Raw genomic sequence first — 25099 nt, 5'->3', positions numbered from 1 at the left:
AATGGTTTTGCTGCACACTGAAACTCGACCCGAGACCGGCCCGGTCGATCGTTACCCGACCCGGCTCAGTACTCCCGGCACCCATCTGGATCGCAAGGATCCGACGGTGTGGGGACGGGTCGAGTCTCCGGCGCTGGCGAGCTTCGAGGCCGACGGTTTCGCCAGCGTCGACGACCTGCTCACGCCCACCGAGGTCGCTGACTTCAGCGCCGAAATCGGCCGTCTCGCAGGCGATCCGTCGCTGCGCGACGACGAGCGGGTGATCGTGGAGAAGTCGTCGAAGCGGGTGCGGTCGGTCTTCGAGGTGCATCGGCTCAGCGCGGCGATCGCCGAACTGACCCGGGAATCCCGGGTTGCCGGGTTGGCCAGGCAGATCCTCGGTTCCGAGGTCTACATCCACCAGAGCCGGGTGAACTACATGCCCGGGTTCCGCGGCACCGGCTTCTACTGGCACTCGGATTTCGAGACGTGGCACGCCGAGGACGGCATGCCCGCGCCGCGGGCGGTCAGCCTGTCCATCGCGCTGACCGACAACTATCCGATCAACGGCAGCCTGATGGTGATGCCCGGCTCGCATCGGACGTTCGTGCCCTGCCTGGGCAGCACGCCCGCCGAGCACTATCGGGAGTCGTTGCAGGAGCAGGAGATCGGGGTGCCGACCCAGGACGACATCACTACCCTGGCGAACACCTACGGCATCAGCCAGTTCACCGGCCGGGCAGGCTCGGCGCTGCTGTTCGACTCGAACCTGATGCACGGCTCGTCGAACAACATCACCCCGTTCCCGCGCTCGAACATCTTCCTGGTGTTCAACAGCGTGGAAAACACCCTGACGGAACCGTTCGCGGCACCCGCGCCGCGGCCGGGTTACATCGGCAGCCGCGACTTCACGCCACTGTCTGCCTGATGCACTGACCGAAGGCGCCCGCAGTCCGAAGGGCGCTTTCGGTTGCTCGGCGAAAGCCCGATGTGGGCGTCGGGTGCTCGCCGCGCGCCGCGGGTGGATCGGCGGTACGATCCTGTCGGCCATCTGCTGTTGCCGCCCCACACGGCCGGATTCGCCCCCTGTTCCGGTTCTCCCGCCAAATGTTCTTCTGGCGTGCGCAATATTCTGGACAACCTGCGGGTGTTGGCGTTCGCCACAAGATGACTCATCGCCCCGGTGCCGCGTGATCGCGACCGCGTGCCGATCCGGTTACTGACCGACGCTGTGCGCGTGGTCTTCTCGATCGGATACCCGATCACGGCTGGCCGGGCGGCGGTTTCGGACGAATTGTGCAGAGTGCCGTCAGCTGCCAGCATCGTGCACAAACATGGGCGTTTGACCAATTTGGTGGCAAATCATCGGCAACGGGCGAAGCCCTTGACCTAATTGTTACCGGTGGGTACAACTACGTAACCATGCCGACGCATACCGCTCGGTCGGCCCATGAAGAAATGCACGCAGTTGGTAACGGACGTCATCACTATCGATGCGGAGTTCGCAGCCGCACGCAAAGCGTTGTGGGACTTTTTCATGGACCCACAGACCTACACCCGGATGTTCCTCGGAATCGGAGATTGTGATCGCGCGGAAACCTCGGATACGCACCCCGTTCTCCTGATCCGGGCGCGGCACGCCGGTCATGAACTGACCGTGCCAGCGCTCCGGCTCGTCGTCGGCAAGGAGCTGGAAACCTTCGAACTACAGTGCCCTGGGCTGGGCAGTTTCGCCGCGATCCGACTACGCGGCGAAGAGGAACAGACCCGGGTCACCATCACCTATTTCGGCGCGGCGCGGATCCATCCGTGGATCGCCGAGCAGGACAACGCCGACGTGATCGACTGGACCATGGCCGGGCTGGACCGGATCGTCGACGCCATCATCGGCGCGCCGACCTCGGTGCTGGTCAACGGCGAGGATTCGGGCACGAAACAGCAGGTCGGCACGCTGAAGCAGATGGTGTCGACCGGTGTCGTGCGCACCTTCCGGCCGGATCGCGCGCTCAAGCAGATGGGCGGACTGGCCAAGTGGGGCTTCACCCTGGCCGGTGGTTACGCGGCCGCCGCGGGGCACTCGCCGCATCGTCTGGCCGTGGTGGACGACGTGTCCGCCTACACGTTCGGTCAAATGCACGATCGCACGCATAAACTCGCGTCGGCGCTGACGTTGCTCGGCATCGGCGCGCGCGACAAAATAGGGCTACTGTCGCGCAATCGCGTGGCAATGGTCGAATGCATGGTCGCCACCGGCAAACTCGGCGTGGATACCGTGCTGCTGAACACCGGGCTGTCGGCCAGGCAGATCGAGGACGTCGCCGATCGGCACGGTCTGTCCGCGCTCTTCCTCGACGACGAATACGACGCGCAGACCAAGTATGTCGGGTCGGGGGTGCCGCGTTTCGCGACCGGGCGGGAGTCGGTGTTCGAGCGCAACACCGTCGACGATCTGATCGCCCTGGAAGCGCCGACGTTCGCCAGGCCGTCGCATCCCGGCCGGCTCATCGTGCTCACCTCCGGCACCAGCGGCACGCCCAAGAGCGCACAACGCCCGCAGCCCAAGGGATTCGGCACCGTCGCCGCGCTGCTGTCGCGGATTCCGCTGCGGATGGACGAGACCATGCTCATCCCCGCGCCGCTGTTCCACACCTGGGGGCTGGCGGCCTTGCAGATCAGCACCCCGATCCGGGCCAGTGTCGTATTGCCGGAACGGTTCGACGCCGAGGACTGCCTGCGGCTGATCGAGGAACACGCCGTCACCTCACTGATCGTGGTGCCGGTGATGGTGAACCGAATCCTGGACCTGCCCACGCACATCCGGGATCGCTACGACACGTCGAGCCTGCGGGTGGTCGCGAGTTGCGGTGCGCCCCTTGCCGGTCCGACGGTGCTCAAGTTCATGGACAGCTTCGGTGATGTGCTCTACAACGTGTACGGCTCGACTGAGGTGTCCTGGGCCACCATCGCCGATCCGGCCGATCTGCGCGCGGCACCGACCACTGCGGGCCGCCCGCCGCTCGGCACGAAACTCGCTGTGCTGGACAAGGATCTGCGTCCGGTGCCGCGCGGTGTCACCGGACGCATCTTCGTGCTGAATCACATGCTGTTCGACGGCTACACCGACGCCAAGCCGCCCATCGAGTCGGGCGGCATGCTCGACACCGGCGATCTGGGCTATCTCGACGCCGACGGGCTGTTGTTCGTGGCGGGCCGGGACGACGAGATGATCATCTCCGGCGGCGAGAACGTCTTCCCGCGACCGGTGGAGGAGGCGTTGTCGCACCTACCGCAGGTGAGCGAGGTCGCCGTCGTCGGCGTGCCGGACAAGGAGTACGGCCAGCGGCTCGCGGCGTTCGTGGTGACGCGGGAGGGGTTCGGGCTCGATCGCGACATGGTCCGCAACTACATCCGCCACCGGCTCAGCCGGTTCTCGGTGCCGCGCGACGTGACCTTCCTGGAGGCGTTGCCGCGCAACGCGACCGGAAAGATCCTGAAGCGCACGCTGATTCAGCCGAGCTGAGCGCGGGCTCAGCTCGGCTGACGGGTCAGTTCGACCGGCGGATGATTTCCGGGGTCAGGTCGGCGATCGTCGGATAGCCGTCAACGGCCATCAGTAGATCCGCCTCGGCAAGCAGCGTGCGCAGCACGTGCACGATGCCGTCGGCACCGCCGAGTGCCAGGCCGTAACAGTACGGGCGACCGATGCCGACGGCGGTCGCGCCCAACGCCAGTGCCTTGACAATGTCTGCGCCGGAACGGATTCCGGAGTCGAACAGCACGGGCAGTCCGTCCGCGTCCGCGACCACGCCGGGCAGGTGCTCGATCGCCGGGATGCCGCCGTTGGCCTGCCTGCCGCCGTGATTGGAGCAGTAGATGCCGTCCACGCCGGCGTCTTTGGCGCGGCGCGCGTCGTCCGGGTGACAGATTCCCTTGAGTACCAACGGCAAATCGGTCAGCGATCGAAGCCAGGACAGGTCGTCCCAGGTGACTGGATTACCGAACTGCGAAACCCAGGTCAGGATGGCGGTTTTCGGGTCTTCCTCGGGGCTCTTCGCGAGCATCGCGCGGAATACCGGGTCGCTGAAGTAGTTCGCCAGGCAGTGGCCGCGCAGCTGCGGGAAGTTCGAGGTGCTCAGGTCGCGGGGCCGCCAGCCGGGGACCCACGTATCCAGGGTTACCACAATGGCTTTGAAGCCCGCGGCCTCGGCGCGGCTGACCAGGCTCTGCGCGAGGTCACGGTCGGTCGGTGTGTAGAGCTGGAATATGCCTGGGGTGGCGCCGAATTCGGCGGCTACGTCCTCGAGCGGGTCGACCGTCAGCGTGGACGCCACCATGGGCACGCCGGTGCGGGCGGCGGCCTTGGCGGTCGCGAGGTCGCCGTGGCCGTCCTGCGCGCACAGCCCGATCACGCCGACCGGGGCCATGAAGATCGGCGACGGCAGCTTCATGCCGAAGAGATCGATCGTGAGATCGCGTTCTTTCGTGGCGCGCAGCATCCGCGGGAAGAGGCCAAGCCGTTCGAAGGCCGTCGCGTTGGTGCGCTGGGTGAGCTCGTCGCCGGCACCGCCCGCCACGTAGGACCAGATGCCCGGCGGCAGCGCGGCCTGCGCCCGCGCCTCCAGGTCGGCGAAGGTCATCGGCAGGTCGGGCTGGACGCCGCCGAGGCCCTGGAAGTAGATCTCGTACTGGTAGTCACCGAAGTTGCCGGTCACGGCGCTCCCTTCCTCGTTTGATACATGAATGTATCCGATACATTTGTGTAGCGGTGTGAGTTGGCGTCTGTTCGCAGTGCGCCGTAGAGGGTCAGCCAGCGGTTCGGATCGATCAGTCCGACCGGTTCGTCGAGCGCGATTTCCGCGGCGACACAGGCGGCCCGCACGGTGCGCGTCGGAAACTCGCGGCGCAACGAGCTCGCCAGCGAGCCGCCCACCCCGGCGAAGCCGAGTTCGACCACCCGCCGGTAGTCGGCCAGCGCTGAGCCGGGCAGGAGCGGTCGAGGCCGACGGCGCAGACGCAGGATCGCGGTGTCGACCCGTGGCACCGGATCGAAGCTGTGCCGCCCGATGCGCGCACCCAATTCCATTGCGACAGTGGGCCAATGGGTGACAGTGAGCTTTGTCCACCGGCCATAGTCACCGGAATGCTTACGCGCGAACTCGTATTGGGTGAGCAGCGTGGCCGAGGTGAGCTGCCGGGCGGCCAGACACCAGCGAACCAGGTCGGTGGTGACGGCGAAGGGCACATTCGCCACCACCGCGAACGGCTTCGCTGGCTCGCGCACCGACCGGAAATCCATGTGGTACAGCCGTATTCGGTCATTGCCGAGATACCGCCTGCGCAGGCGGTCGGCATAGATGGCGTCTTTCTCATAGGCGTGTACCCGGCCTGCCGAGCCGAGCAGTTGCCTGGTCAGCATGCCGTCGCCGGGACCGATCTCGAGCACCAGATCCTCGGCCGTGACGCCCGACGAGCGCACGATCAACCGGGCGGCACCGACATCGGTGAGAAAGTTCTGGGACAGGCGCTTACGGGCGCGCGGCAGCGAACGATTGCGGGACATGGGTGTCCTCCGAACGGAGTGGTCGAATCAGAACAGGTGATTCGCCCGGACCCATGCCAGTGCACAAAAAATCCGACGGTCATCGACCGCCGGCGCAGCTCCCGATCAGGACAGTCGGGACACCGGAGCGTGACGGTGCACTGGCAGAGCCCAGGCCTCCGCGCGCAGCCGCAGGTAGTACACGCCGACCGCGCACACTCCGTTCATCTCCACACTGCACATGCCCGCAAGGTATCGCACCGCCACCGCGCCCCGCGACCGATTATTTACCGACGCGCTACGCCGGTTCGAGCAGATTCCGGCGCAGCGCGGCGATCAAGTCGGCGTCGACGCCGAGCAGATCCGTCGTATATCCGTGCACAGAGCCATGTTCGGCCGTCAACGCGTCGAGGAACAACCGCATTACCGCGGCGGGTGCCCGCCCGTACCCTGGCCACTTCAGCTCCTTGCCGGGATACGCGGCCCGCCAGTCCGCGACGAGACGTCCGGTGGCGAGCTCGGTCAGCGTGAAGTCCTCGATGATCCGTTCTTCGGAGACGCCGAGCAAGGTCAGCACGAGTGCGGCGAGCAGCCCGGTGCGGTCCTTGCCGGACGCGCAGTGGAAGACCGTCGGGCCGTCGGCTTCGGCGATGACCTCGAGGGCTCGGCGGATTTCGGCGACGCCGTCATTGGCGACCTCCACAAAGCGCTCGGCAAGGTAGGGGCCCGTCTCGATTTCCGGACCGAGCGCCGCCTGATCGTACGGGCGATGTTCGATGCTGAGGTTGTGGTAGGCGAGCGACTGGTGGTGGCGGACCCGGCCTGCCCGGTCGATCTCCCAGGGGTAGCGCAGATCGATGACGGTCGTGACGCCCAGGTTCAGAAAGCTTGTCCAGTCCTCGTCGCGCAGCTTGCTCAGGGAGTCGGAGCGAAACAGACGCTGCCATCGCACTACCTGTCCGTCCTCGGTCGGGTAGCCGCCCAGATCACGGAAGTTGTGTAGTCGTTCGAAGTGGATGTGTCTGTTCACCACACGAACCCTATGTCGGCCGCCCACAACGGCGCTCACGATAATCGAGCGGCAGCGACGGCACACCATAGGGCACACTTTGATCATGAACCTGCGTTCGGTAGCCGACCTGGTCAGGGTGACAACTGCGGGCGAGAAGGTGGACTATCTGCTGTTCTGGGGACATCAGCCGGAGCGGAGCGGACGGATCGGGGCCAGCTGCCTGAGTCAGTGGTGGCCTGCGTCGTTCGTCGTCGACGGGACGGAGTTCGCGTCGGCCGAGCACTACATGATGTGGGGCAAGGCCCAGTTGTTCGGGGACGCGGCGAATGCCGAGCGGGTATTGGCGGCGCCGACACCGAAGGACGCGAAGCGGCTCGGGCGGGAAGTCCGTGGATTCGATGGCACCGTGTGGAGCGAGCACCGGTACGAAGTAGTGGTGCGCGGGAATGTCGCGAAGTTCGGACAGCACGCGGAGTTGCGGGAGTATCTGCTCGGCACCGGCGATCGGGTACTGGTGGAAGCCAGTCCGGTGGACCGGATCTGGGGGATCGGGCTGGCCTCCGACAGTCCGAAGGCCGAGGATCCCGCACGGTGGCCGGGGCTGAACCTGCTCGGCTTCGCGCTGATGGACGCGCGCGCGGAACTACGTCGTGGTCAGCCGACCGACTGATCTGCGTTCGTGACGCGCTCCTCGTCGGCGCACGCGCGCCAGACGCGGGCCTCGGCGTAATTGCCTTGGCGGTCCAAGAGTTCGGCGAGCCCGGCCATCGCGCGCGGCTCCCGGCGGTCCGCCGCGGTGCGCCACCAGCGTTCGGCGTCGGCCAGGTCGCCGCGGCGGAAGCGAACGACGCCGAGGTCGTAGGCTGCGCCGGGATGTCCCGCGTCGGCGGCCTGCTCCCACAGTCCGCACGCCTGGTCTTCCTCGCCGCGGCCGTACATGGCGACGCCGAGGTCGTAGAGGGCGGTCCGGTAGCTGGTGTCCTGTGCGGGCTCCGCCTCGACCGCCGGTCTCGTCTGCATGGGACGGGTCGGCGCGGACTGCACGCCGGGGCCGTACTTGGCGTCGGAGCCGAGATGTGGCGTCGGGGCGGGTGGCGCTTCGCTGGGTAAGTTCGGTGCGGGTTGCGGGTTTGGTGCCGGCTGCGGGTTTGGCGCGCTCTGTGAGCTCGGTGCTGGCTGTTGGCTCGGTGCCTCAGGTGGGTTCGGTGCGGGTCGTTGGCTCGCTCCGTTATGTGGATTCGGTGCCTTGTGCTGATTCGGTGCGGACTGGGGGTTCGCCGCGGGCGCCGGGTTCGGCACCGGCGGTGGATTCGGTGCGGGCTGCGGTGCATTGGCATTCGGGCCCGGCCCGCCGGGTTTGGTCTGCGCCGACTGCATGGTCGGGTGGTGCGTGCTGTGCTGCGTGGTCGACGGGTAAGCGCCGCTCGGATTCGTCGGCAGGTTCGGCATCGAGCGCAGCGGATGAGTGTGCTGGGCGTCCGGCGCGGGTTGCGGTTCCGCCTGCGGTTCCGCCGGGGTGGACTGCACCTCGACGACGAGGTTGGCGAAGTTGGCGGGGCCCTCACCGATGCTGCACCACAGGACGATTCGGCCATCCGGTGTGTTCTCGATGACGATGCCGTAATTGCCGATCCAGGACTTCTGCTCGCCGAATCCGTCGACCCAGACGGGCGTCAGCGTCACCAGGGTGCCGGGTGCGGTGCCGATGATGTCGAAGCTGATGCCGCCGACCAGGGCGTCGGACCACACGTCGACCCCGGCCAGGCGGCGACCGTTCAGGGCGACGTAGCCGTCGACGACCGACAGGCCCATGCCGAGCCCGCGCAGCCCCGCCGGGGGAGCGGCGGACAGCAGCGTCACCGTGAGGGTCGTGGGCTCGGGCCCGACCTGCTCGGTGTACATCGGATAGACCTTGCTGCCACGCAGGACGATGGGTTCCGCGCTCTGATACCGGGCGGAAAGCGGCCGGTCGTCGGGCGAATTCCGAGCCACCCATGACGAATAGGGCTCGTTCATCGATGCCCGCCTTTCCGCCGAATGCGTCGTGCCGTCCTTGCGCTGTGCGGCGGGGTATACCGTACCTGCCATAGCCGGGAAAGGCGCAGCAATCCGACGGCCCCCAATGCTAGGGTGGCGTTCCTCCCAAGGCCAGGGTTCGTGCCGTAGAAATTATTCGCCCAGTGGCAAAAACGTTGTTTTGTCCGAATTGGCGTGCTGGCGCATCAGCGTCAGGCACAGCGTGTTCGGTGATCACACCGAGCGGGCGACAATGCGTTCCAACGCGGCCAGATCCTGCTCCAACATGCGGAACAGCCAATACACCCCGACGAACGCGAGCGCGCTACCCACACACAGCACGCGCAGCGCCACGATAACCGCCGGAATGTCCTCGGGCGGAATGAACGTCGCACCCGCGACACCGAGCAGCGGAACGGCGGCGGCGATCGCCAAAAAATAGGTGCTGCGGCGATCGAGCTGGCGCAGTCGGCGCGCGTCCTGCGCCCCGAGCCCGCCGTGCCGCAGAAACATCGGATACAGCGAGCGCACCGCGTAAAAGTTGACCATGAAATACGGGTACGCCATGGCGATGGCACCGCACACGATCTGCGTGATGAAGAAGTGCACGTAGGACGCCGACGTGATCTGGTTACCGGATGCCTGCACCGAAACCGGGACGACCACGCCCGCGATAACCCACAGCGCGAAGCAGGTCAGCACATTTCGCTTGCCGAGCTGCAAGGTGTCGCCGCGTGCGCGGGCGAGCGTGGCCGCGTCATAAGACTTTCCTTTGCGCAGCCCGCGCGAAATCGACCACAGGTTCGCGAGCAGCACATTCGTGACCAAGAAGCCGATCAGGAAGCACAGCCCATAGGTGGTCACCGCGATCTGGTCGAACTGGTGCTGCGCCGGTGCGTCCAGCTTGCTGATGATCAGTGTCCGATTGTGGTTGTAGCTGTACCAGATCGCCAGCGCGTTCGGCACCGCGATGGCGAGCGCCATGATCGGGTGCATCAGCCGGCGAGCCCGCAGCCGCCAGCTGGTCGGCGGCGGGTCGACCAGGTCGCGGGCTCGGGCGTCGAGGCAGACCTCCAGTTGCTGCGCCATGTCCGTGCCGCGCGGCCAGCGGTTGCCGGGTTCCGGGTCGAGCGCGCGCACCAGCGCGCGTTCCAGCGCGGCCGGACAGTCCGCCGGAAGGTCTTGATACGGCAATGCTTCCGGGCTGCCGGAGCGGCGCTCCAGCATGCCGTCCAGCGCCGTGCGGTCGCCGCCGGTCACCGAGTCGTCGTCGAAAGGCTTGCGGCCGGTGAGTAATTCCCACAGCACCACGGCGAGCGCGTAGAGGTCGCTTCGGGTGTCGAGATCCGCGGCCGTGCCCGTTCGATCCGGATGCACCGCAGCCAGCTGTTCGGGCGACATATAGGCAAGCGAGCCGCCGAAATAGGCGACCGGGCTGTCGCCCGAGACATTGCCGCTGAAGCTGATATTGAAGTCGGCGAGCTTGGGAATGCCGTCGGCGGTGAGCAATACATTCGCCGGCTTGATATCGCGGTGCAGCACGCCGACATTGCCCGCGTAATCGAGTGCCTCGGCCAGCCTGCGTCCGAGCCAGGCAATGGTTTCCGGCCAGGACAGGTTGGCCAGTTCCGCGCGCAACGCAGATTCGCTCGGCCTGATCTCGCCTTTGTCGGCCAGCACTGTGTCGATCACGTCGAGCAGCAACGTGCCGTCGCGCTGTTCCGGCGGTGTCGCCCGAACCCGTTCGAGCACGGTGAACAGCGTCCCGCCCGGCACATACTGCATGTACAGCAGCCGCAGCCCACGGCTCGCCAGCACGCGCTGATCGAAGACCCGAACGATGTAGTCGTGGTCCAGCTGTGCCAATGTCTGCGGCTCGGTGCCCTTGTCGCGGGAGATCTTCACCGCGACCAGCCGCTGCATCGACCGTTGCCGCGCCAGGAACACCCGCGCGAACGCGCCGCGCCCGAGTCCGGTCATCAGATCGAAGTCGTCGATCTTCTGACCGACCTCGATATCGTCGAGATTCACCGGCTCGGCGGCCGACATCATCGTGCTGTGATAGTCGTCGGTCGCCAGCATCTCCGAAAGGTGTTCGGCCTGTTCGGGATACGCCGCGGTGTACTCCGCGACCCGCACCGGCGTGCCCGCCCGCCGCCGGACGTGGAACTCCTCGTAGATGAGATCCGGCGGCAACGGCCAGGTTCGCAATTCGGGCAGCTCCGCCACGTACTCCGCGAGCCGTTTCGGCGCCACGCCGCGTCCCCAGCGATGGGCCAGGTCGACCTTGATCAACTCGATCAACGAGACCCGTCGAATGCCGGGCGATTCCGGCAGGTAAGCCAGCAGATCCGGCGGCTCCGCACCCGCGCGCCACGCCTCGGCAAATCGTTCGACCACCTCGGCGACCCCACCCCCGCGCGATCCGCCGGGCGAACGATCCGATGCGACCGTCGCCCCCGAAACCGCCGGGGCAGGGTGCGCCATCTGCGCATCGTAGCCCCGGCACCCGCCGGAAACCGGACGTTCGCGGCGGCTAGGTGGGCAGGGTCTGCCAGGTGCGTGCCATTGCGCGCATCAGGGCCGGGTAGACCAGGAGGCGGCGCAGCGGCAGGATAGCGGCCATGTACAGCCGTCCGAACAGGCCGTTCGGCTTGACCAGCACAGCCATTTGGCCGCGGTAACCGCCGGTTTCGTTCGGGACCCAACCGATATGCATTATCGAGTGCACGGTGCTGTTGGCGATCTCGGCGGCCCATTCGTCGTGCGTCTGGTAGACGGAGTGGAACGGGAGGCTCTGAAATTCCGGGCCGGGCGGTGCGTCGCGGAGATCCGCGGGTAGCCGGTCGCGCAGCGAGGGCACGCGGCCCGCGATGCCGGTGTCTTGCTTGTCCCAGCCGAGTAATGCTCCGAGCTTCCAGCGGATCGCGAAAAGGATCCGATAGGACGGGGAGAACTGGCTCGGATCGTTGTGAGCGGCGATGAGCTGTACGAGGCGCGGCAAGTCGTCGGGGCCGCCCGGTGTCGGTAGGGCCCAGACGTCCTCGAGCTCGAAATCGTCGGTGAGTTCGTGGATGCGCCATGGCAGGGAGGTGTGGGCAGTTTTCGGGAGCGGCATTCGTCGGCCTCGATCCAGGTTGTGCCGATTGATTACGAAGCTCGGATGAAGTGACAGGCTACGAAACCGACGGTCATGGCGTGCCCCTGACATCGGCGTGGGCCACGTTGATCACGCAATCCGGTTACTTCCCAACGGTTTTCAAATATACGGCGCCGTATATTTCGATCGTAGCGCTCGGTGCGGGAGTGTCAACACCGTCGGCAATACTGGGGGGTATGGTCGCCGTCACTCGCACACCACGGGACAGTTGGATCGAGCAGGGCCTGCTGGCACTGTCGACCGGCGGTCCGGATGCCGTCCGCGTCGAGAGCCTCGCCCAGACGCTCGGTGTCACGAAGGGCGGCTTCTATGGGCACTTCGCGGATCGGAACGCGCTGCTCGACGAGATGCTCGACGCCTGGGAGCGGGGGAGTACCGACGTGGTCCGCGCGCAGGTCGAACGCGAGGGCGGCGATGCGCGGACCAAGATTCGCCGCGCCGGTCTGCTCACCTTCTCCGATGATCGGATGCTGCCGATCGACCTGGCGATCCGCGACTGGGCCCGACGCGATGACGCGGTCGCCGAACGGCTGCGTCGCGTCGACAACTACCGGATGGATTACGCGCGTGAACTGTTCGGCACCCTCTACTCGGATCCGATCGAGGTCGAGGCGCGCAGCTTGCTCGCCTTCTGCCTGGCGGTCGGCAAGCACTTCCTCGCCGCCGACCACAACAACCTGACGCGCGACGAAGTGGCCTTCCGCGCAGCGGATCTCCTACTGGGGAACCCGCCGGCCAGCGCTTAGGGACTTACCCGTCGCCATGGGCTTTGGGGAAGGCCCAGCGGGCGTAGGTGTTCTCGGGGCGCACGGTGATGACGTCGCAGAATTTGACGAGGGGGTCCGCGGCGCCGTCGAGATGGTCGAGCGTCGGTGTTATCACCGCCTCGGCCTGGTTGAGCTGGACCGCGGTCTCCAGTTGGTCGAGGCGGTATTGGGTGTCCGCGTCGAAGATAATGGTTTTGACGAGATCGTAGCCGAGTCGCTTTGCGAGGCTTCGGATCTGGGTTTCATCCCAGGTTTGCTGCGCGCCAGAGACGTCACGCCGCAGGTAACCGAGTGCGGTCGCCCTTTCTGTCATCATCACCACCCCTTCTCGCCGTAAGAAGTTGACCTGACGCGCATCACGCCACCCTGTAGCCCGCCCCCGAGCCTCCTAAACCTAACTCGCTCTTGCCATGGAGAGCACCGGTTTCGGGTACTGGAACCCTCGACTGGGGAACCCTCCGGCGGGAAGGGTGCTGGATGCGCAGTTCCGGGCGTGCGATTGGCTGTTGTGATGTGTTGTGCGGCAGTCGATTACGGGGTCGATCGGCCGGTCAAGCCTGCCCGGTGTCGAAGCGCGCGACCTGCCCGCCGTCCACGGTGAAGCGCCACTTGGTGCGCATATCGCCCCAGGTGTCGTTGTGGAAATTGGCGATCAGCGAGTGTCCGTCGTCGGCTTCGCTCTCGACTTCCATCCGGCCGTTGGCGGCGAAGATTTCCTTCTCGGCCCACTGGTCTAGGTCTTCGGCGCTGCCGTCGTCGGACATGGTGGCATCCGGGGTGAGGGTGCCGCGGAACGCGCTGGGGTCGTTGCTGTTGACGGCGGTCACGAAGGCGCGCACGGCAGGGTCGGTCAGCTGATCCGTGGGAATCATGAACCCAGTCTCCCACCGGTACCTGCGGGGCAGTGGCCGAAACTGGTAACCGTCCGGCTACCGATCGCACCTACGGAAGTTATCTGTAACCGTCGGTTACAGATAACTTCGGGAGGATTCTGGGGTGAATTTCTGGTCGCGGATCGGTCACGCGGCCCCCCGAGATGTAGTCAGCGTACCCGCTGCCGCGCATGGCCGCCACCGGACCCTGGCTTTGCGATAACCCCGTGAAACCGACCAAGCGCTTGCTACGCTCGCCGCATGATCTCCACGACGGTGTGGGGCACCGGCAATGTCGGCCGGGCGGCCATTCGAGCCGTCGAGGCACATCCGGCGCTGCAGCTCACCAGTGTGCTCGTGCACAATCCCGACAAGGTCGGGCGCGACGCCGGGGAGTTGAGCGGTCTCGACTACCGGGTCGGCGTCGCGGCCGTCGCGGACATCGACGCGGTGCTCGCGACGAAACCGCGCGCGATCGTCTACGCGGCATCCGGCGATATCCGCCCCGACGACGCGCTCGCCGACATCGTTCGTGCCCTGCGCGCGGGCGCGATAGTCGTCACGCCCGCGCTGTACGCGCTCTACGACCCGCGCAACGCCCCGGCGGAGATCCGCGACCCGGTGCTCGCCGCGATCGCCGAAGGCGGCGGTTCGCTGTTCGTCTCCGGCGTCGACCCCGGCTGGGGCAACGACGTGCTGCCGCTGCTGATCAGCGGACTCGGCGGCACCGTCGACGTGATCCGCTGCCAGGAGATCTTCGACTACGCCACCTACGACCAGCCGGACTCGGTCCGCTACCTGGTCGGTATGGGTCAGCCGATGGACTATCAACCGCCCATGCTCGCGCCGACGGTGCCGACCATGGTGTGGGGCGGCCAGATTCGACTGATGGCGCGGGCGCTCGGCGTCGAACTGGACGAGATCCGCGAAACGCTGGAGCGGCGCCACCTCGACACCACGATCACCACCCCGTCGATGGGGGAGTTCGCGGCGGGCACCCAGGGCGCGGTGCGGTTCGAGGTGCAGGGCATCGTCGCGGGCGAGCCGCGCATCATCGTCGAACACATCACCCGCATCCACGCGTCCTGCGCGCCGGACTGGCCCGCGCCCGCCGACGGCGACGGCGCGCACCGGGTGATCATCGAGGGCCGCCCGCGCATCGAGGTCAGCATCGAGGCGTCGGACGAGAACGGCAACCGCGCCGCGGGCGGAAACGCCACTGCCGTAGGCCGTTTGGTGAGCGCCATCGATTGGCTCGCCGACGCCGAACCCGGACTCTATGACGCGCTCGATATTCCGCTGCGTCCGGCAGTCGGCAAACTCGGAAGGAAAAATCCATGATCATCGATATCCCCGAGGGCAAGGATCCGATCGGTTACGTCTGGGGCGAAATGGTGCCCGGTATCGGCGTTGCCGCGGCACAGTTCTCGATGTCGGTGTATTCGCACAGCACCCTCGGGCTGCGCGAATTCGAGGCGGCTCGGCTGCGCATCGCGCAAATCAACGGCTGCATCTTCTGCCAGGACTGGCGCACCGAACGCGACGGCAAGAAGGTGGAGCCGGAGTTCGCCGACGCCGTTACCGACTGGCGCCTGACCGAAGCTTTCGACGAACGCACCAGGCTCGCCGCCGAATACGCCGAACGCTATGCCCTCGATCATCACGGCATCGATGACGAGTTCTTGGCTCGGATGCTCACCGAGTACTCCCAGGTCGAACTCGTGGAACTCAGCATGAGCATCGGTTCCTGGCTGGCTTTCGGCCGGCTGAATCGCGTGCTCGGCCTCGACACCGCCTGTATGCTGCCCGGCCATTCGGCCGCCTGACAAACGATTATCGCTGTCCGGTCGCTACCGCTTCGGCACCCAGGCCGGTTGGCCGTCTACCAGCCCGGTCTCGAACAACTCGGGCGCGTCGACGACGGCCTGGAGATGGTCGTGCGCCTCCTCGAGGGAAAGGCTGGCCGGATATCGGATGTATTCGAGTGACGCGGCGATGCGGGCCTCGAATTCATGGCGAAAGTCATTGTCGCCGACATAGGTCAGCGCGATGCGGCCCCGCCAGTCGATGGCGTGGGTGCCGTCGGCGCGGCGCGTGAAAACCACCTCCTGGTCGGCCACCGAATCGTGGCCGAGCAGGTAGATGTTGAAGGCGAGATATTCGAGCTGATCGAGCTCGATGAGCGGCAGCGGATCGGCCGTCAATCGTTGTGGCGTCAACTCTTTCAGCTGGAATGGATTACCGGGCGTGGCGGCGAGCAATCCGGTGCCGTCGTCCTCGCCCCAGTAGGTGGACGACAACGTGCAACTCCGGTAGTTCTGCCACACGTCAGGCGACGACCAATCCCCGGCCCCCATGCCACTTTCCGGCTCTCCCGCGGCCACATACTCCGCCGACCGCAGGTGCAAGTCGAACCATAAATTGCCGTTCTCGTCGATCCGCCCGGTCCACGCGAACTCCTCGATCGCATGTCCGTCCGGCCACGGGTTTCCCGGAAAAACAATCCAACCGATGGTCGGATTGTCTTCCAGGTCGATCCTTTCCATGTGACGAACCTAGCGACCGGCACCGACACACCGCGAACCAGTAGTCGTTCGGTGCCGTCCACTCAGGCGTTGACCGTCGTCTCGTCACCGGCGTCGGGGGCCTGCTCGACCGTGCGCTTCGGCCCGGTGAACCAGGTGCGCGCCGATACCAGCCACCAGATGCCGATCGCGCCGACCACGCCGACCAGCGCGATCGGCGCGTAGTTGACGGTGTTCCAGGTGAACTCGCTGTTCCACGGATAACCGCGGTCGTCGGTGGGCAGGATGAACAAGACGCTGATCAGGACGATCCAGATCAGCGCGACGACGCCGATCGGGCGATACCAGCGGCCGAGTTGCCAAGGGCCGGTGCGGAATCGGGTCCCGTGCAGCTGCCGCAGCAGGATGGGTATTCCGTAGGCGATGTAGAGACCGATGGTGGCCACCGAGGTGGCGGCCGCGTAGGCGGTCGGCGCGTTCTCGGCCGGCACCAGCATCGACGGAATCAACAGCACGAACGCGAAGACCGAGATGAACAACACCGCGTTCACCGGCACCCGCTTCGCCGAAAGTTTCGACCAGAGCGACGATCCCGGCACCGCGCCGTCGCGGGCGAACGCGAACAGCATGCGCGAGGCCGAGGTGACCGAGGCGTATCCGCAGAACAACTGCGCGATCGCGGCGATGACCAGCAGCAGCCCGGACCAGAACGACGTGAGCGAGTTCTCCAGGATGTAGATCACCGGATAGCCGCTGTTCTTCGTCGGATCGAGGGCGTCGTCGAGATTCGGAATCGCGAAGGTCACCGCCATGATGAGCAGATATCCGGCGATCGCCGACACCACGATGGTGTTGATGATGCCTTTTGCCGCCATCCGCGAGGCGTCGTGGGTTTCCTCGGACATGTGCGCGGACGCGTCGTAGCCGGTGAAGGTGTATTGCGCGTGCAGCAGGCCGAGCAGGAAGCTGAAGGCGACGCCGCCGAATCCGACCCCGGCGTTGTCGACGGTCTTGGTGAACACGAACTCGACGCTCTGATGATGATTCGCGCCGAACGCGAGCACCAGCACGAATATCGCCACACCGCCGACGTGCCACCACGCGGAAATGTTGTTGATCACCGCGGACAGATGCGGTCCGATCGCGTTCAGCACCGCGTGCAGCACCAGGATCACCAGGAAAACCAGGAAGATCGCGGTGCGGTCGGTGCCGATATCGATGCCGATCACATTCAAGACCACGGTGGTGAAGATCGCGGCCCCGTAATCGATGGCCGCGGTCACCGCGATCTGGCCGATCAGGTTGAACCACCCGGTGAACCAACCCCAGACCGGCCCGCCGAGCTGCGACGCCCACCAATACAGGCCGCCGGAGGTGGGATACGCGGACGCCAATTCGGCCATCGCCATGCCGATGAACAGCACCATGATCGAGACGAGCGGCCAGCCCCAGGCCATGGTAATCGGGCCGCCATTGGCCAAACCGATTCCGTAACTGGCCAATCCGCCGGTCAGGATGGAGACGATGGTGAAACTGATGGCGAAGTTCGAGAATCCGGACCAGGATCGGGCCAATTCTTGCTTGTAGCCGAGTTCGGCGAGCCGACGTTCATCGTCGGACGGAGACGGGGTATCACTCATATACAGCTCCCGGGTGTAAACGCTGCCCTCACACAGCGTTTGCCAGAAGATCAGTCTGAGGTAATCCCGGGTCGACCGCACGGCAACCAGGAATACCGCGGCAAATCGCGGCGACCCCCTGCCACGGCCCGTCGGCCGTCGGCCGTAGCGTGAGACGTATGGAGCGACTGGTGGTCATCGGTGGTGACGCGGCAGGCATGTCGGCGGCCTCGCAGGCACGCAGGTTGCGGGGCGCGAGCGAGCTGGAGATCGTGGTGTTCGAGCGGGGCCGGTTCACCTCGTTCTCCGCGTGCGGCATCCCCTACTGGGTGGGCGGCGAGGTGCTCGAACGGGACGCGCTGATCGCCCGCACGCCCGAGGAGCATCGATCCCACGACATCGACCTGCGGCTGCGCACCGAGGCGACCGAGATCGATGTCGCGGGCCGCCGGGTACGCGCCCGTGACCTCGAGTCCAGCACCGAATCATGGACGGACTACGACAAACTCGTCATCGCCACCGGCGCCCGCCCGATCCGTCCGCCGCTGCCCGGCATCGACGCACCGGGCGTGCACGGCGTGCAGACTCTCGACGACGGGCAAGCGCTGATCGACACCCTCGAACGCACCGAGGGCAAGCGCGCGGTGGTGGTCGGCGCGGGCTACATCGGGGTCGAGATGGCGGAGGCGCTGATTCAGCGCGGTTACGACGTCACGATGGTGCACCGCGGCCCCGAGCCGATGTCGACGATGGACCCGGACATGGGTGCGCTGGTCCGGGATGCCATGTGCGGCATGGGGATCAAGGTGGTCGGCAATGCCGAGGTCAGCGAGATTCGCACCGACGCACAGGGTCTGGTCCGCGCGGTGGTCGCCGACGGTGCCGAATACGGCGCGGATGTTGTGGTGCTCGGCATCGGCGTGCGCCCGGACACGGAACTGGCCCGCGCGGCGGGCCTGCCGCTGGGGGAGCACGGCGGACTGCTCACCGATCTGGCGATGCGGGTGCGCGGCCACGAAAACATCTGGGCGGGTGGCGATTGCGTCGAGGTGCTCGACCTGGTGTCCGGGCGTGAACGCCATATCGCTCTTGGCACCCACGCCAACAAGCACGGCCAGATCATCGGCACCGGTGTCGGTGGCGGCTACGCGACCTTCCCGGGTGTCGTCGGCACCGCGGTCAGCAAGGTCTGCGACCTCGAGGTAGCGCGAACCGGCTTGCGCGAGAAGGACGCCCAAGCCGCGGGTCTGCAGTTCGTCACCGTCACCATCGAATCCACCAGCCGCGCGGGCTATTACCCCGACGCCGCGACGATGACCGTGAAGATGCTCGCCGAGCGCCGCACCGGTCGCCTGCTCGGCGCGCAGATCGTCGGCCGCGAGGGCGCGGGCAAACGGGTGGACATCGCCGCCGTCGCGCTCACCGCGCGCATGACGGTCGAGCAGATGACCGCCCTCGATCTCGGCTACGCGCCGCCGTTCTCCCCGGTGTGGGATCCGATCCTGGTGGCCGCGCGCAAGGCGGTCACCGCGGTGCGTGAGCGCGAGTAGCGCTCAGTAGTCGGCCATCAGCTCCAGCAGCTCCGCCTTGCCGAACATGACGGCAGCCTCGCGGGCGGACGGGGTGCCCCCGTCCGGGTCGGCGCCCGATTCGATGAGCAGCCGGGCGATCTCGTTCTCGCCCTTGAAAACCGCACCGGCCAACGGGGTTTGGCCCTTGTCGTTGGCCCGGTTCGGGTCGGCGTCACGATCGAGCAGCGCCGCGACGGCATCGCGATGGCCGTGGTAGGCGGCCAGCATGAGCAGCGTGTCGCCCGAGTCGTTGGCCAGGTCAGGGGAGACCCCGGCATCCACGTAGCTGGCCAGCGAGGCGGCGTCCCCCTGCCGCGCGAAGCCGAACAGCTTGGTGGCCAGCTCGATGATTTCCGGATCCATGTCAGCGCCCATTGGCCCATTCCTACCATGCCCCGAAGACACTCAGCGCGAGGTCGCGCGCTTGCTCATCTCGGCGCGCACCTTCTTCAGGTCGTCGACGAAGGCCGCATAGGCCTCCGCCCGATCGGGCGCGCGCAGCACCGCCGACGGATGCACCGTGGCGATCGCCCGGTAGTCCGACATCGAAATGACGTGTCCGCGTTGCTTACTCACCTTGAAGGCGGGGTCGATCACCGCCTGCGCCGCGATCGCGCCGAGGCAGACGACCAGCTTGGGCCGGATCAGCGCCAATTCGGCGGTCATCCAGGCCGAGCAGGCGACGATCTCGGTGCGCCCCGGTGGCTTGTGGATCCGCCGCTTGCCGCGCTCGACGAACTTGAAGTGCTTGACGGCGTTGGTCAGATAGAGCGTCTCGCGATCGAGTCCGGCGTCGGCCAGCGCACGGTCGAGCAGGTGCCCGGCGGGTCCGACGAAGGGATGCCCCTGTTGATCCTCCTGATCGCCGGGCTGCTCGCCGACCAGCACGACCGCCGCGTCCGCCGGACCCTCCCCGAAGACGGTTTGCGTCGCGTGCCGGTATAGGTCGCAGCCCCGGCACTCGCAGGACGCGGTGCGCAACGTCGCCAGATCCCGGGTGTCGGGGACGAACTCGTCCGCGCCCGGGGCCTTCATCACGCCTCCTGGGTTTCGCGCGCGTAGGCCGGATAGACCTCGGCGCGCAGCAACCCGGCCAGGTGCGCGGCGTTGCGGGCCACCGCTTCCGTGGCGTGCTGGACGGCGTCGGGGACCTGGTACAGATCCTTGTAGTCGACCGAACCCATCGCCTGCCCGTTCCAGTAGGTGCCGCCCTGCGCGGGGATGGTGAACCCGATGTCGTTGAGCGCTTGGAACAGATCCGCGACGATCTTGTGCGCGCCGTCCTCGTTGCCGACCACCGCGGCGATCGCGACCTTGCCGACCATGCTCGGCCTGCCCTCGTCGTCGGTCTCCGACAGTTCCGCGTCCAGCCGTTCGAGCACGCGCTGCGCCACCGACGACATGTGCCCGACCCAGGTCGGTGTCGCGATGAGGACGATATCGGCGGCGGCGATCATCTCGCGCAGCATCGGCCAGGCATCCCCGTCGCCCTCGTCGGCGCTCACCCCGGGCCGCACGTCGTAGTCGACCACCCGGACCACCCGGCCGTCCACACCATGGCGTTCGAGCTCGTCGAGCACCTGCCCGGCCAGCAGTTCACTGCTCGACGGTTCGGGCGACTTCTTCAAACTGCACACCAGCGCTACAGCCGTCAACGCGGTCATCGGGTCGACCTCCTTCGGGTGGGAGCGTGCTGGCGAGGTACCCGTTTTGCGAGGGATCACTCGGCAAGCCACCGAAGGGCCCTCCCACCTGGTGTACCGGACGGGATAGGTCGGTATAGTCGCCGCGGATGAGTAGTGTGACCACCCGCGTTGAGCCGGAAGCCAAGAACCGTCGACTCGGCGTCGTTGGGTGGCTGGCACCGGTCCTCTGTATCGCGTTCGCCGCGTTCTGCCTGCTGCTGCCGACCTGGCCCTTCCACAAGATCACCGGTGGGTTCATCGACCTACAGGTGTATCGCCTCGGGGTGGACGCGCTACGGCATGGCCACGACATGTACGGACAGCTGCCGCAGACCACCATCGGCGCCGGGCTGCCGTTCATCTATCCGCCGTTCGCCGCGCTGGCGCTGAGCCCGTTCGCGCTGCTGCCCTGGCACGCGGCCGCGTTCACCTTCTTCGTGTCGTCGGTGCTCGCGCTGGCGCTCACCATGTACCTGGTCGCCCGGCGGGTCTGGCCCGGCGAGGATCAGCGCAGGCTGGTCCTGGTGGCGACCGCGTGCGCGACACCGCTGGCGCTGCTGCTCGAACCGGTGCATTCGACGCTGGACTTCGGTCAGGTGAACCTGCTGCTGATGGCGCTGGTCGCGGCCGACTGCTTGGCGATAAAACCGCGCTGGCGGCGCGGCATGCTGATCGGCGTCGCCGCGGCCATCAAGCTGACGCCCGCCGCGTTCGTGCTGTATTTCCTGGTGCGCCGCGACTACAAGTCGGCGGCAACGGCGGCGGCGACCGGCGCGGCGGCTACCGCGCTCGGCTTCGCCGTGCTGCCGCACGAGTCCGCGAAGTACTGGTTCGGCGGCATGGGCAATGTGTCCGGCTTGAGCGGATCGGCGTTCCACACGAACCAGTCGATCCAGGCGGTGCTGTCCCGGTTGCAGGTGCCCAAGCCGCTGTTCACCATCGTGTGGCTGGTGCTCGGTGCCGCGCTGTTGGTGCTGGTGGTCGCCGCCATGCGGCGGGCCGCCGACTTCCCGCCGCTCGCGCTCGCCATCAACGCGGTCTTCACCCTGCTGCTGTCCCCGATTTCCTGGTCGCACCACTGGGTCTGGATCGCCCCGGCGCTGGCCGGCGCGATCGGCTACGCCACGCTGTTGCCGCGCAGGCAGGCCATCGGCTGGTGGATCACCATCGCCGTGATGACCGCGGTCTTCGTGTATGGCCCGCAAAACTGGCTGCCCGACGGCGAGCATCGCGAAACCCAGTGGACGCCATGGCAACACATCATCGGTAACACCTACGTGTGGTTCAGCGTCCTGCTCGTCGCGCTGTATTTCGTCGCGGGCCGCCGCGCGGCACGGGTGCCGGAACCCGTGCCCGCGCTCGTCCCGCAGCACTGATTCTGACCACTTAGTGTTTGCTGCCGTGATCCCCGGGTAGGGCCGTCAGTGACGGCACCCTGCCGTCGCCGACAGAATTACTCGAGGCAAGGAGGGATTCATGGCCGCCCGACGTGGCTTTGCCGCCATGGACGCGGAGCAGCAGCGCAAGATCGCCAGCCAAGGTGGCAAGGCGAGTAGCGGCAGCTTCGACAACGACCCGAAACGCGCGAGCGAGGCAGGCAAAAAGGGCGCGGCGGCGCAGCCGACCGCGGCCAAGCGCCTCGGCGGCGAACGCAGCCACCTGAACCGATAGTCGAAAACAGTCGATGGGCGAGGCAGCTGCCTCGCCCATCCTCCGTCCCGAGGGGATGGTAGCCCGATGCGCTTGCGCCGCAGCACGATCAACGGCTCCGGCCTGACCCGGGTCAGGCGTGGCCGCGGGTTTTCCTATACGACCACCGACGGTGCCGCGGTAACCGACGACGAAACCCTCGACCGCATCAAAGCTTTGGTGATCCCGCCCGCGTGGCGCAAGGTGTGGATTTCCCCACACCCCAACGGCCACGTGCAGGCGGTGGGTACGGATGCGGCCGGTCGGCGGCAGTACCTGTATCACGAGCAATGGCGCAGGGAACGGGACGAGGAGAAGTTCGACCGGGTGCTCGAGCTGGCCGCCCGATTACCCGAGGTGCGACGGCAGGTCAGGGCCGACCTGTCGTCCAAGGGGTTGAGCAGGCGGCGCGCCGAGGCGGTGGCGATCGAACTGCTGGACCGTGGCGTTTTCCGGGTCGGCGGTGAGGCATACGCGGAGGAACACGGCACGCGCGGCGTCGCCACCCTGCTGCGTACGCAGGTGCGGCTCTCCGGTGACGAGATGCTGTTCGACTATCCGGCCAAGGGCGGCATTCGGCGGCGGGTGAGTATCCGGGAACCGTTGGTGGCCAAGACTATTCGGGCGCTGCAGCGTTGCGGATCCGACTCGCCACGGCTGCTCGTCTATCGCAACGGCAGCGGCTATCGCGAATTGCACGCCGACGACATCAACCTGCGCTTCAAGGAACTGGCGTGTTGCGAGTGCAGCGCCAAAGACCTGCGCACTTGGCAGGCAACGGTTTTGGCGGCGGCGGACTTCGCGTCGGTCGAACGCCCGGCGTCGATACGGGGCCGCAAAGCGGTGGTGAAGAAGGTCATGGAAGACGTCGCGACGGCACTGGGCAACACGCCGACAGTCGCGCGTAACTCGTATGTCGATCCGCGCGTGGTGACGGCTTTCGAGAACGGGTCGACGATCGCCGCGGCACTGCGTCGCGCGCGGCGGGCCGACTCCGATGACGCCCGCCGAGAGCTGGTCGACCAGGCGGTGATCCGGCTGCTTCGCAAGACGAAGTGACCCGCTGACTGGGCGGTAAGGCGCGCGCAAGGGCGGTGCAAGGGTGCCGCAATGGTCCGACGGCACAGTCGGATTCATGAATGAGACATTTGATGTGGTGGTAGCCGGGGCCGGGCCTATCGGGCTGATGCTGGCATGCGAATTGGGGCTCGCCGGGGTGCATGTTCTCGTGGTCGAGCGGCTCGACGAGATCGATCAGACGCTCAAGGCCGCGGGGATCAATGTGCCTACCGCGCAAGCGTTCTACCGGCGTGGGCTGCTGCCGGAATTGATCGCCGACCAGGAGCGGGCGCGGGAGCGGATGGGATTGTTCGTGCGGGATCGCACCGAGTCGGCCCGTACCGAGCGGCCCAAGCCGGTGTTCGCGGGGCATTTCGCGGGCGTCATGCTCGACGTCGGCGTTGTCGACTTCGGCAATCCTGCCTTCGCTGACTTGGGCCCCGCCGGCGAGGTGTTCCTGGTGCCGCAGCAGTACATCGAGGCCACCCTCGGGCGGCGCGCCGCCGAGTTGGGCGTCACCGTGCGGCGCGGTGTCGAGCTCGCCGATTTCACCGACGATGGCGACGGCGTCACGATCCGGCTCGGCGACAACACTATTCGGGCAGGCTGGCTGATCGGCTGCGACGGCGGCCGCAGCACCGTGCGCAAGCTGACCGGATTCGACTTTCCGGGCGTCGACCCGGAACTGACCGGGCATCAAGCCATCGTCGAGATGACCGGGGCCGAAGCTCTGACGCCAGGGTGGGCGACGACCGAAACCGGCATGTACGTCTACAACCCGCCGACGGGGCGCATCCTCACCGTGGAGATGGACGGGCCGCCCGCCGACCGGGACGCGCGGATCACCATCGCGGAGCTACAGGCGAGTCTGCGTGCGGTGTCCGGTGTTCCGGTGGAGATCACCGCCGTGCGTTCGGCCACCCGGTTCACCGACAACACCCGTCAGGTCACCGAGTATCGCAAGGGCCGGGTGTTGCTGGCCGGCGATGCGGCACATGTGCATTCGCCGTTCGGCGGGCAGGGACTGAACCTGGGCGTCGGTGACGCGGTGAACCTCGGCTGGAAGCTGGCCGCGGTGGTGCACGGCCGGGCGCAGCTGGGCCTGCTCGACACCTACACCACCGAGCGGCATCCGATCGGTGCCTGGGTGCTGGAATGGACCAGGGCGCAGGTTGCCCTGATGCGAACCGACCAGCGCAGCAGGGCACTTCGCGCGGTGCTGACCGAACTGCTCGGCGCCCGCGAAGCCGCGACTACGGTGTTCCAGAAGATTTCCGGTGTGCTGCACCGCTACGACCTCGGCGGCGGGCATGAACGTGCCGGTGCCGCGGTGCCGGACTTCGAGTTGTCGGACGGGACCAGGATCGGGAACCACTTCGAAGGCGGTGGGGCGGTGCTGTTCGATTTGGCCGATTCGGCGAAATTGCGTGCGGTGGCGGCACGTTGGGCGCCTGAGGTGCGGGTGGTCACCGCCAAGACGGTGAAACCTGGCGCTCTGACGGCGATGCTGGTTCGTCCCGACGGATTCGTGGCGTGGGCCGCTGACTCCGGCAGCCGGGACGGACTGGAAGCGGCGCTGGTCCGTTGGTTCGGTGCCGCGGCGTAG

General features: G+C 66.8%; 24 protein-coding genes. 11 read left to right on the top strand and 13 right to left on the bottom strand.

Annotated elements, in window-relative coordinates; genetic code table 11:
• The first annotated feature begins 1 nt into the window (after nucleotide 1).
• Nucleotides 2-907: an ectoine hydroxylase gene (thpD, locus tag ACIBCN_RS07210; RefSeq protein ID WP_396990615.1), complete on the top strand. Its 906-nt coding sequence runs from the start codon at nucleotides 2-4 to the stop codon at nucleotides 905-907.
• Between the two features lie 540 nt (nucleotides 908-1447).
• Nucleotides 1448-3499: an AMP-binding protein gene (locus tag ACIBCN_RS07205; RefSeq protein WP_396991150.1), complete on the top strand. Its 2052-nt coding sequence runs from the start codon at nucleotides 1448-1450 to the stop codon at nucleotides 3497-3499.
• 25 nt (nucleotides 3500-3524) lie between these two features.
• Here ACIBCN_RS07205 and ACIBCN_RS07200 read toward each other — a convergent pair whose 3' ends face one another.
• From ACIBCN_RS07200 to ACIBCN_RS07190, 3 genes are all read right to left on the bottom strand, one after another.
• Entirely contained in the window at nucleotides 3525-4691 is a 1167-nt protein-coding gene (locus tag ACIBCN_RS07200; protein ID WP_396990614.1) for a lactate 2-monooxygenase, read from the bottom strand.
• Complete coding sequence (gene erm, locus ACIBCN_RS07195) at nucleotides 4688-5539, bottom strand: 23S ribosomal RNA methyltransferase Erm (RefSeq protein WP_396990613.1); 852 nt, start codon at nucleotides 5537-5539, stop codon at nucleotides 4688-4690. Before erm ends, ACIBCN_RS07200 begins: the two co-directional genes overlap by 4 nt.
• Nucleotides 5540-5816: 277 nt before the next feature.
• Nucleotides 5817-6548, bottom strand: a complete 732-nt coding sequence (locus ACIBCN_RS07190) for a tyrosine-protein phosphatase (protein ID WP_396990612.1) — start codon at nucleotides 6546-6548, stop codon at nucleotides 5817-5819.
• A gap of 85 nt (nucleotides 6549-6633) precedes the next feature.
• Between ACIBCN_RS07190 and ACIBCN_RS07185 the strand changes: the two genes are divergently transcribed.
• On the top strand, nucleotides 6634-7200 hold the full coding sequence (locus ACIBCN_RS07185) for an NADAR family protein (RefSeq protein ID WP_396990611.1): 567 nt from the start codon (nucleotides 6634-6636) through the stop codon (nucleotides 7198-7200).
• On the opposite strand, the gene ACIBCN_RS07180 is transcribed toward ACIBCN_RS07185, so the two are convergent.
• The 3 genes from ACIBCN_RS07180 to ACIBCN_RS07170 all read right to left on the bottom strand — a co-directional run bounded on the left by ACIBCN_RS07180 (nucleotide 7185) and on the right by ACIBCN_RS07170 (nucleotide 11664).
• Nucleotides 7185-8546: a hypothetical protein gene (locus ACIBCN_RS07180; protein WP_396990610.1), complete on the bottom strand. Its 1362-nt coding sequence runs from the start codon at nucleotides 8544-8546 to the stop codon at nucleotides 7185-7187. The genes ACIBCN_RS07185 and ACIBCN_RS07180 overlap by 16 nt on opposite strands.
• 234 nt (nucleotides 8547-8780) lie before the next feature.
• On the bottom strand, nucleotides 8781-11033 hold the full coding sequence (locus ACIBCN_RS07175) for a serine/threonine-protein kinase (RefSeq protein WP_396990609.1): 2253 nt from the start codon (nucleotides 11031-11033) through the stop codon (nucleotides 8781-8783).
• Between the two features lie 49 nt (nucleotides 11034-11082).
• Entirely contained in the window at nucleotides 11083-11664 is a 582-nt protein-coding gene (locus ACIBCN_RS07170; protein ID WP_396990608.1) for a DUF2867 domain-containing protein, read from the bottom strand.
• 218 nt (nucleotides 11665-11882) lie between these two features.
• Here ACIBCN_RS07170 and ACIBCN_RS07165 point away from each other — a divergent pair, with 218 nt between their 5' ends.
• Complete coding sequence (locus ACIBCN_RS07165) at nucleotides 11883-12452, top strand: TetR/AcrR family transcriptional regulator (RefSeq protein ID WP_396990607.1); 570 nt, start codon at nucleotides 11883-11885, stop codon at nucleotides 12450-12452.
• A 4-nt stretch (nucleotides 12453-12456) separates the two neighbouring features.
• Here the strand turns inward: ACIBCN_RS07165 and ACIBCN_RS07160 are convergent, their stop codons facing one another.
• Nucleotides 12457-12789, bottom strand: coding sequence for a hypothetical protein (locus ACIBCN_RS07160; protein WP_396990606.1), 333 nt, complete (start codon nucleotides 12787-12789; stop codon nucleotides 12457-12459).
• 235 nt (nucleotides 12790-13024) lie between these two features.
• Entirely contained in the window at nucleotides 13025-13345 is a 321-nt protein-coding gene (locus ACIBCN_RS07155) for a nuclear transport factor 2 family protein (RefSeq protein ID WP_396990605.1), read from the bottom strand.
• 261 nt (nucleotides 13346-13606) lie between these two features.
• Here ACIBCN_RS07155 and ACIBCN_RS07150 point away from each other — a divergent pair, with 261 nt between their 5' ends.
• Both ACIBCN_RS07150 and ACIBCN_RS07145 read left to right on the top strand, forming a co-directional pair.
• Nucleotides 13607-14686, top strand: a complete 1080-nt coding sequence (locus ACIBCN_RS07150) for a dihydrodipicolinate reductase (protein WP_396990604.1) — start codon at nucleotides 13607-13609, stop codon at nucleotides 14684-14686.
• Nucleotides 14683-15171: a carboxymuconolactone decarboxylase family protein gene (locus tag ACIBCN_RS07145; RefSeq protein WP_396990603.1), complete on the top strand. Its 489-nt coding sequence runs from the start codon at nucleotides 14683-14685 to the stop codon at nucleotides 15169-15171. The genes ACIBCN_RS07150 and ACIBCN_RS07145 overlap by 4 nt, the downstream gene beginning before the upstream one ends.
• Before the next feature lie 24 nt (nucleotides 15172-15195).
• Here ACIBCN_RS07145 and ACIBCN_RS07140 read toward each other — a convergent pair whose 3' ends face one another.
• Nucleotides 15196-15891 carry a hypothetical protein gene (locus tag ACIBCN_RS07140; protein WP_396990602.1) on the bottom strand — a complete coding sequence of 232 codons (696 nt, stop codon included), beginning with the start codon at nucleotides 15889-15891 and terminating at the stop codon, nucleotides 15196-15198.
• A 62-nt stretch (nucleotides 15892-15953) separates the two neighbouring features.
• The gene (locus ACIBCN_RS07135; protein WP_396990601.1) at nucleotides 15954-17510 is read right to left on the bottom strand and encodes an amino acid permease; all 1557 of its coding nucleotides are present in this window, start codon (nucleotides 17508-17510) and stop codon (nucleotides 15954-15956) included.
• A 158-nt stretch (nucleotides 17511-17668) separates the two neighbouring features.
• Here ACIBCN_RS07135 and ACIBCN_RS07130 point away from each other — a divergent pair, with 158 nt between their 5' ends.
• Nucleotides 17669-19039 carry an FAD-dependent oxidoreductase gene (locus ACIBCN_RS07130; RefSeq protein WP_396990600.1) on the top strand — a complete coding sequence of 457 codons (1371 nt, stop codon included), beginning with the start codon at nucleotides 17669-17671 and terminating at the stop codon, nucleotides 19037-19039.
• Between the two features lie 3 nt (nucleotides 19040-19042).
• Here ACIBCN_RS07130 and ACIBCN_RS07125 read toward each other — a convergent pair whose 3' ends face one another.
• From ACIBCN_RS07125 to ACIBCN_RS07115, 3 genes are read right to left on the bottom strand one after another with little or no spacing between them, the layout of a single operon-like run.
• Nucleotides 19043-19435 carry an ankyrin repeat domain-containing protein gene (locus tag ACIBCN_RS07125; protein ID WP_396990599.1) on the bottom strand — a complete coding sequence of 131 codons (393 nt, stop codon included), beginning with the start codon at nucleotides 19433-19435 and terminating at the stop codon, nucleotides 19043-19045.
• 30 nt (nucleotides 19436-19465) lie between these two features.
• Nucleotides 19466-20095: a UdgX family uracil-DNA binding protein gene (locus tag ACIBCN_RS07120; RefSeq protein WP_396990598.1), complete on the bottom strand. Its 630-nt coding sequence runs from the start codon at nucleotides 20093-20095 to the stop codon at nucleotides 19466-19468.
• Nucleotides 20095-20724, bottom strand: coding sequence for a flavodoxin family protein (locus ACIBCN_RS07115; protein WP_396990597.1), 630 nt, complete (start codon nucleotides 20722-20724; stop codon nucleotides 20095-20097). Before ACIBCN_RS07115 ends, ACIBCN_RS07120 begins: the two co-directional genes overlap by 1 nt.
• Before the next feature lie 128 nt (nucleotides 20725-20852).
• Between ACIBCN_RS07115 and ACIBCN_RS07110 the strand changes: the two genes are divergently transcribed.
• The 4 genes from ACIBCN_RS07110 (at nucleotide 20853) to ACIBCN_RS07095 (ending at nucleotide 25099) form a co-directional block, all read left to right on the top strand.
• Nucleotides 20853-22121 (top strand): glycosyltransferase 87 family protein, encoded by a 1269-nt coding sequence (locus tag ACIBCN_RS07110; RefSeq protein ID WP_396990596.1) that lies wholly within the window; start codon nucleotides 20853-20855, stop codon nucleotides 22119-22121.
• A gap of 100 nt (nucleotides 22122-22221) precedes the next feature.
• Nucleotides 22222-22416 (top strand): general stress protein, encoded by a 195-nt coding sequence (locus tag ACIBCN_RS07105; protein ID WP_378725710.1) that lies wholly within the window; start codon nucleotides 22222-22224, stop codon nucleotides 22414-22416.
• A 66-nt stretch (nucleotides 22417-22482) separates the two neighbouring features.
• A complete protein-coding gene (locus ACIBCN_RS07100) occupies nucleotides 22483-23493 on the top strand; it encodes a DNA topoisomerase IB (RefSeq protein WP_396990595.1) in 1011 nt (336 codons plus the stop codon).
• Between the two features lie 76 nt (nucleotides 23494-23569).
• Nucleotides 23570-25099 (top strand): FAD-dependent monooxygenase, encoded by a 1530-nt coding sequence (locus ACIBCN_RS07095; protein ID WP_396990594.1) that lies wholly within the window; start codon nucleotides 23570-23572, stop codon nucleotides 25097-25099.

Source organism: Nocardia sp. NPDC051052 (assembly GCF_044456045.1).
In the GTDB taxonomy this organism is placed as follows: Bacteria; Actinomycetota; Actinomycetes; order Mycobacteriales; family Mycobacteriaceae; genus Nocardia.
This window is presented reverse-complemented; position numbering and strand designations above follow the sequence as displayed.

What these genes read in the sequence shown, in the direction of transcription:
- ACIBCN_RS07110 (WP_396990596.1), top strand. Translation starts at nt 20,853, where the DNA reads ATGAGTAGTGTGACCACCCGCGTTGAGCCGGAAGCCAAGAACCGTCGA.
- ACIBCN_RS07170 (WP_396990608.1), bottom strand. Translation starts at nt 11,664, where the DNA reads ATGCCGCTCCCGAAAACTGCCCACACCTCCCTGCCATGGCGCATCCAC.
- ACIBCN_RS07120 (WP_396990598.1), bottom strand. Translation starts at nt 20,095, where the DNA reads ATGAAGGCCCCGGGCGCGGACGAGTTCGTCCCCGACACCCGGGATCTG.
- ACIBCN_RS07180 (WP_396990610.1), bottom strand. Translation starts at nt 8,546, where the DNA reads ATGAACGAGCCCTATTCGTCATGGGTGGCTCGGAATTCGCCCGACGAC.
- ACIBCN_RS07165 (WP_396990607.1), top strand. Translation starts at nt 11,883, where the DNA reads ATGGTCGCCGTCACTCGCACACCACGGGACAGTTGGATCGAGCAGGGC.
- ACIBCN_RS07100 (WP_396990595.1), top strand. Translation starts at nt 22,483, where the DNA reads ATGCGCTTGCGCCGCAGCACGATCAACGGCTCCGGCCTGACCCGGGTC.
- ACIBCN_RS07115 (WP_396990597.1), bottom strand. Translation starts at nt 20,724, where the DNA reads ATGACCGCGTTGACGGCTGTAGCGCTGGTGTGCAGTTTGAAGAAGTCG.
- ACIBCN_RS07185 (WP_396990611.1), top strand. Translation starts at nt 6,634, where the DNA reads ATGAACCTGCGTTCGGTAGCCGACCTGGTCAGGGTGACAACTGCGGGC.
- ACIBCN_RS07150 (WP_396990604.1), top strand. Translation starts at nt 13,607, where the DNA reads ATGATCTCCACGACGGTGTGGGGCACCGGCAATGTCGGCCGGGCGGCC.
- ACIBCN_RS07130 (WP_396990600.1), top strand. Translation starts at nt 17,669, where the DNA reads ATGGAGCGACTGGTGGTCATCGGTGGTGACGCGGCAGGCATGTCGGCG.
- thpD (WP_396990615.1), top strand. Translation starts at nt 2, where the DNA reads ATGGTTTTGCTGCACACTGAAACTCGACCCGAGACCGGCCCGGTCGAT.
- ACIBCN_RS07160 (WP_396990606.1), bottom strand. Translation starts at nt 12,789, where the DNA reads ATGATGACAGAAAGGGCGACCGCACTCGGTTACCTGCGGCGTGACGTC.
- erm (WP_396990613.1), bottom strand. Translation starts at nt 5,539, where the DNA reads ATGTCCCGCAATCGTTCGCTGCCGCGCGCCCGTAAGCGCCTGTCCCAG.
- ACIBCN_RS07175 (WP_396990609.1), bottom strand. Translation starts at nt 11,033, where the DNA reads ATGGCGCACCCTGCCCCGGCGGTTTCGGGGGCGACGGTCGCATCGGAT.
- ACIBCN_RS07095 (WP_396990594.1), top strand. Translation starts at nt 23,570, where the DNA reads ATGAATGAGACATTTGATGTGGTGGTAGCCGGGGCCGGGCCTATCGGG.
- ACIBCN_RS07145 (WP_396990603.1), top strand. Translation starts at nt 14,683, where the DNA reads ATGATCATCGATATCCCCGAGGGCAAGGATCCGATCGGTTACGTCTGG.
- ACIBCN_RS07125 (WP_396990599.1), bottom strand. Translation starts at nt 19,435, where the DNA reads ATGGGCGCTGACATGGATCCGGAAATCATCGAGCTGGCCACCAAGCTG.
- ACIBCN_RS07140 (WP_396990602.1), bottom strand. Translation starts at nt 15,891, where the DNA reads ATGGAAAGGATCGACCTGGAAGACAATCCGACCATCGGTTGGATTGTT.
- ACIBCN_RS07105 (WP_378725710.1), top strand. Translation starts at nt 22,222, where the DNA reads ATGGCCGCCCGACGTGGCTTTGCCGCCATGGACGCGGAGCAGCAGCGC.
- ACIBCN_RS07155 (WP_396990605.1), bottom strand. Translation starts at nt 13,345, where the DNA reads ATGATTCCCACGGATCAGCTGACCGACCCTGCCGTGCGCGCCTTCGTG.
- ACIBCN_RS07135 (WP_396990601.1), bottom strand. Translation starts at nt 17,510, where the DNA reads ATGAGTGATACCCCGTCTCCGTCCGACGATGAACGTCGGCTCGCCGAA.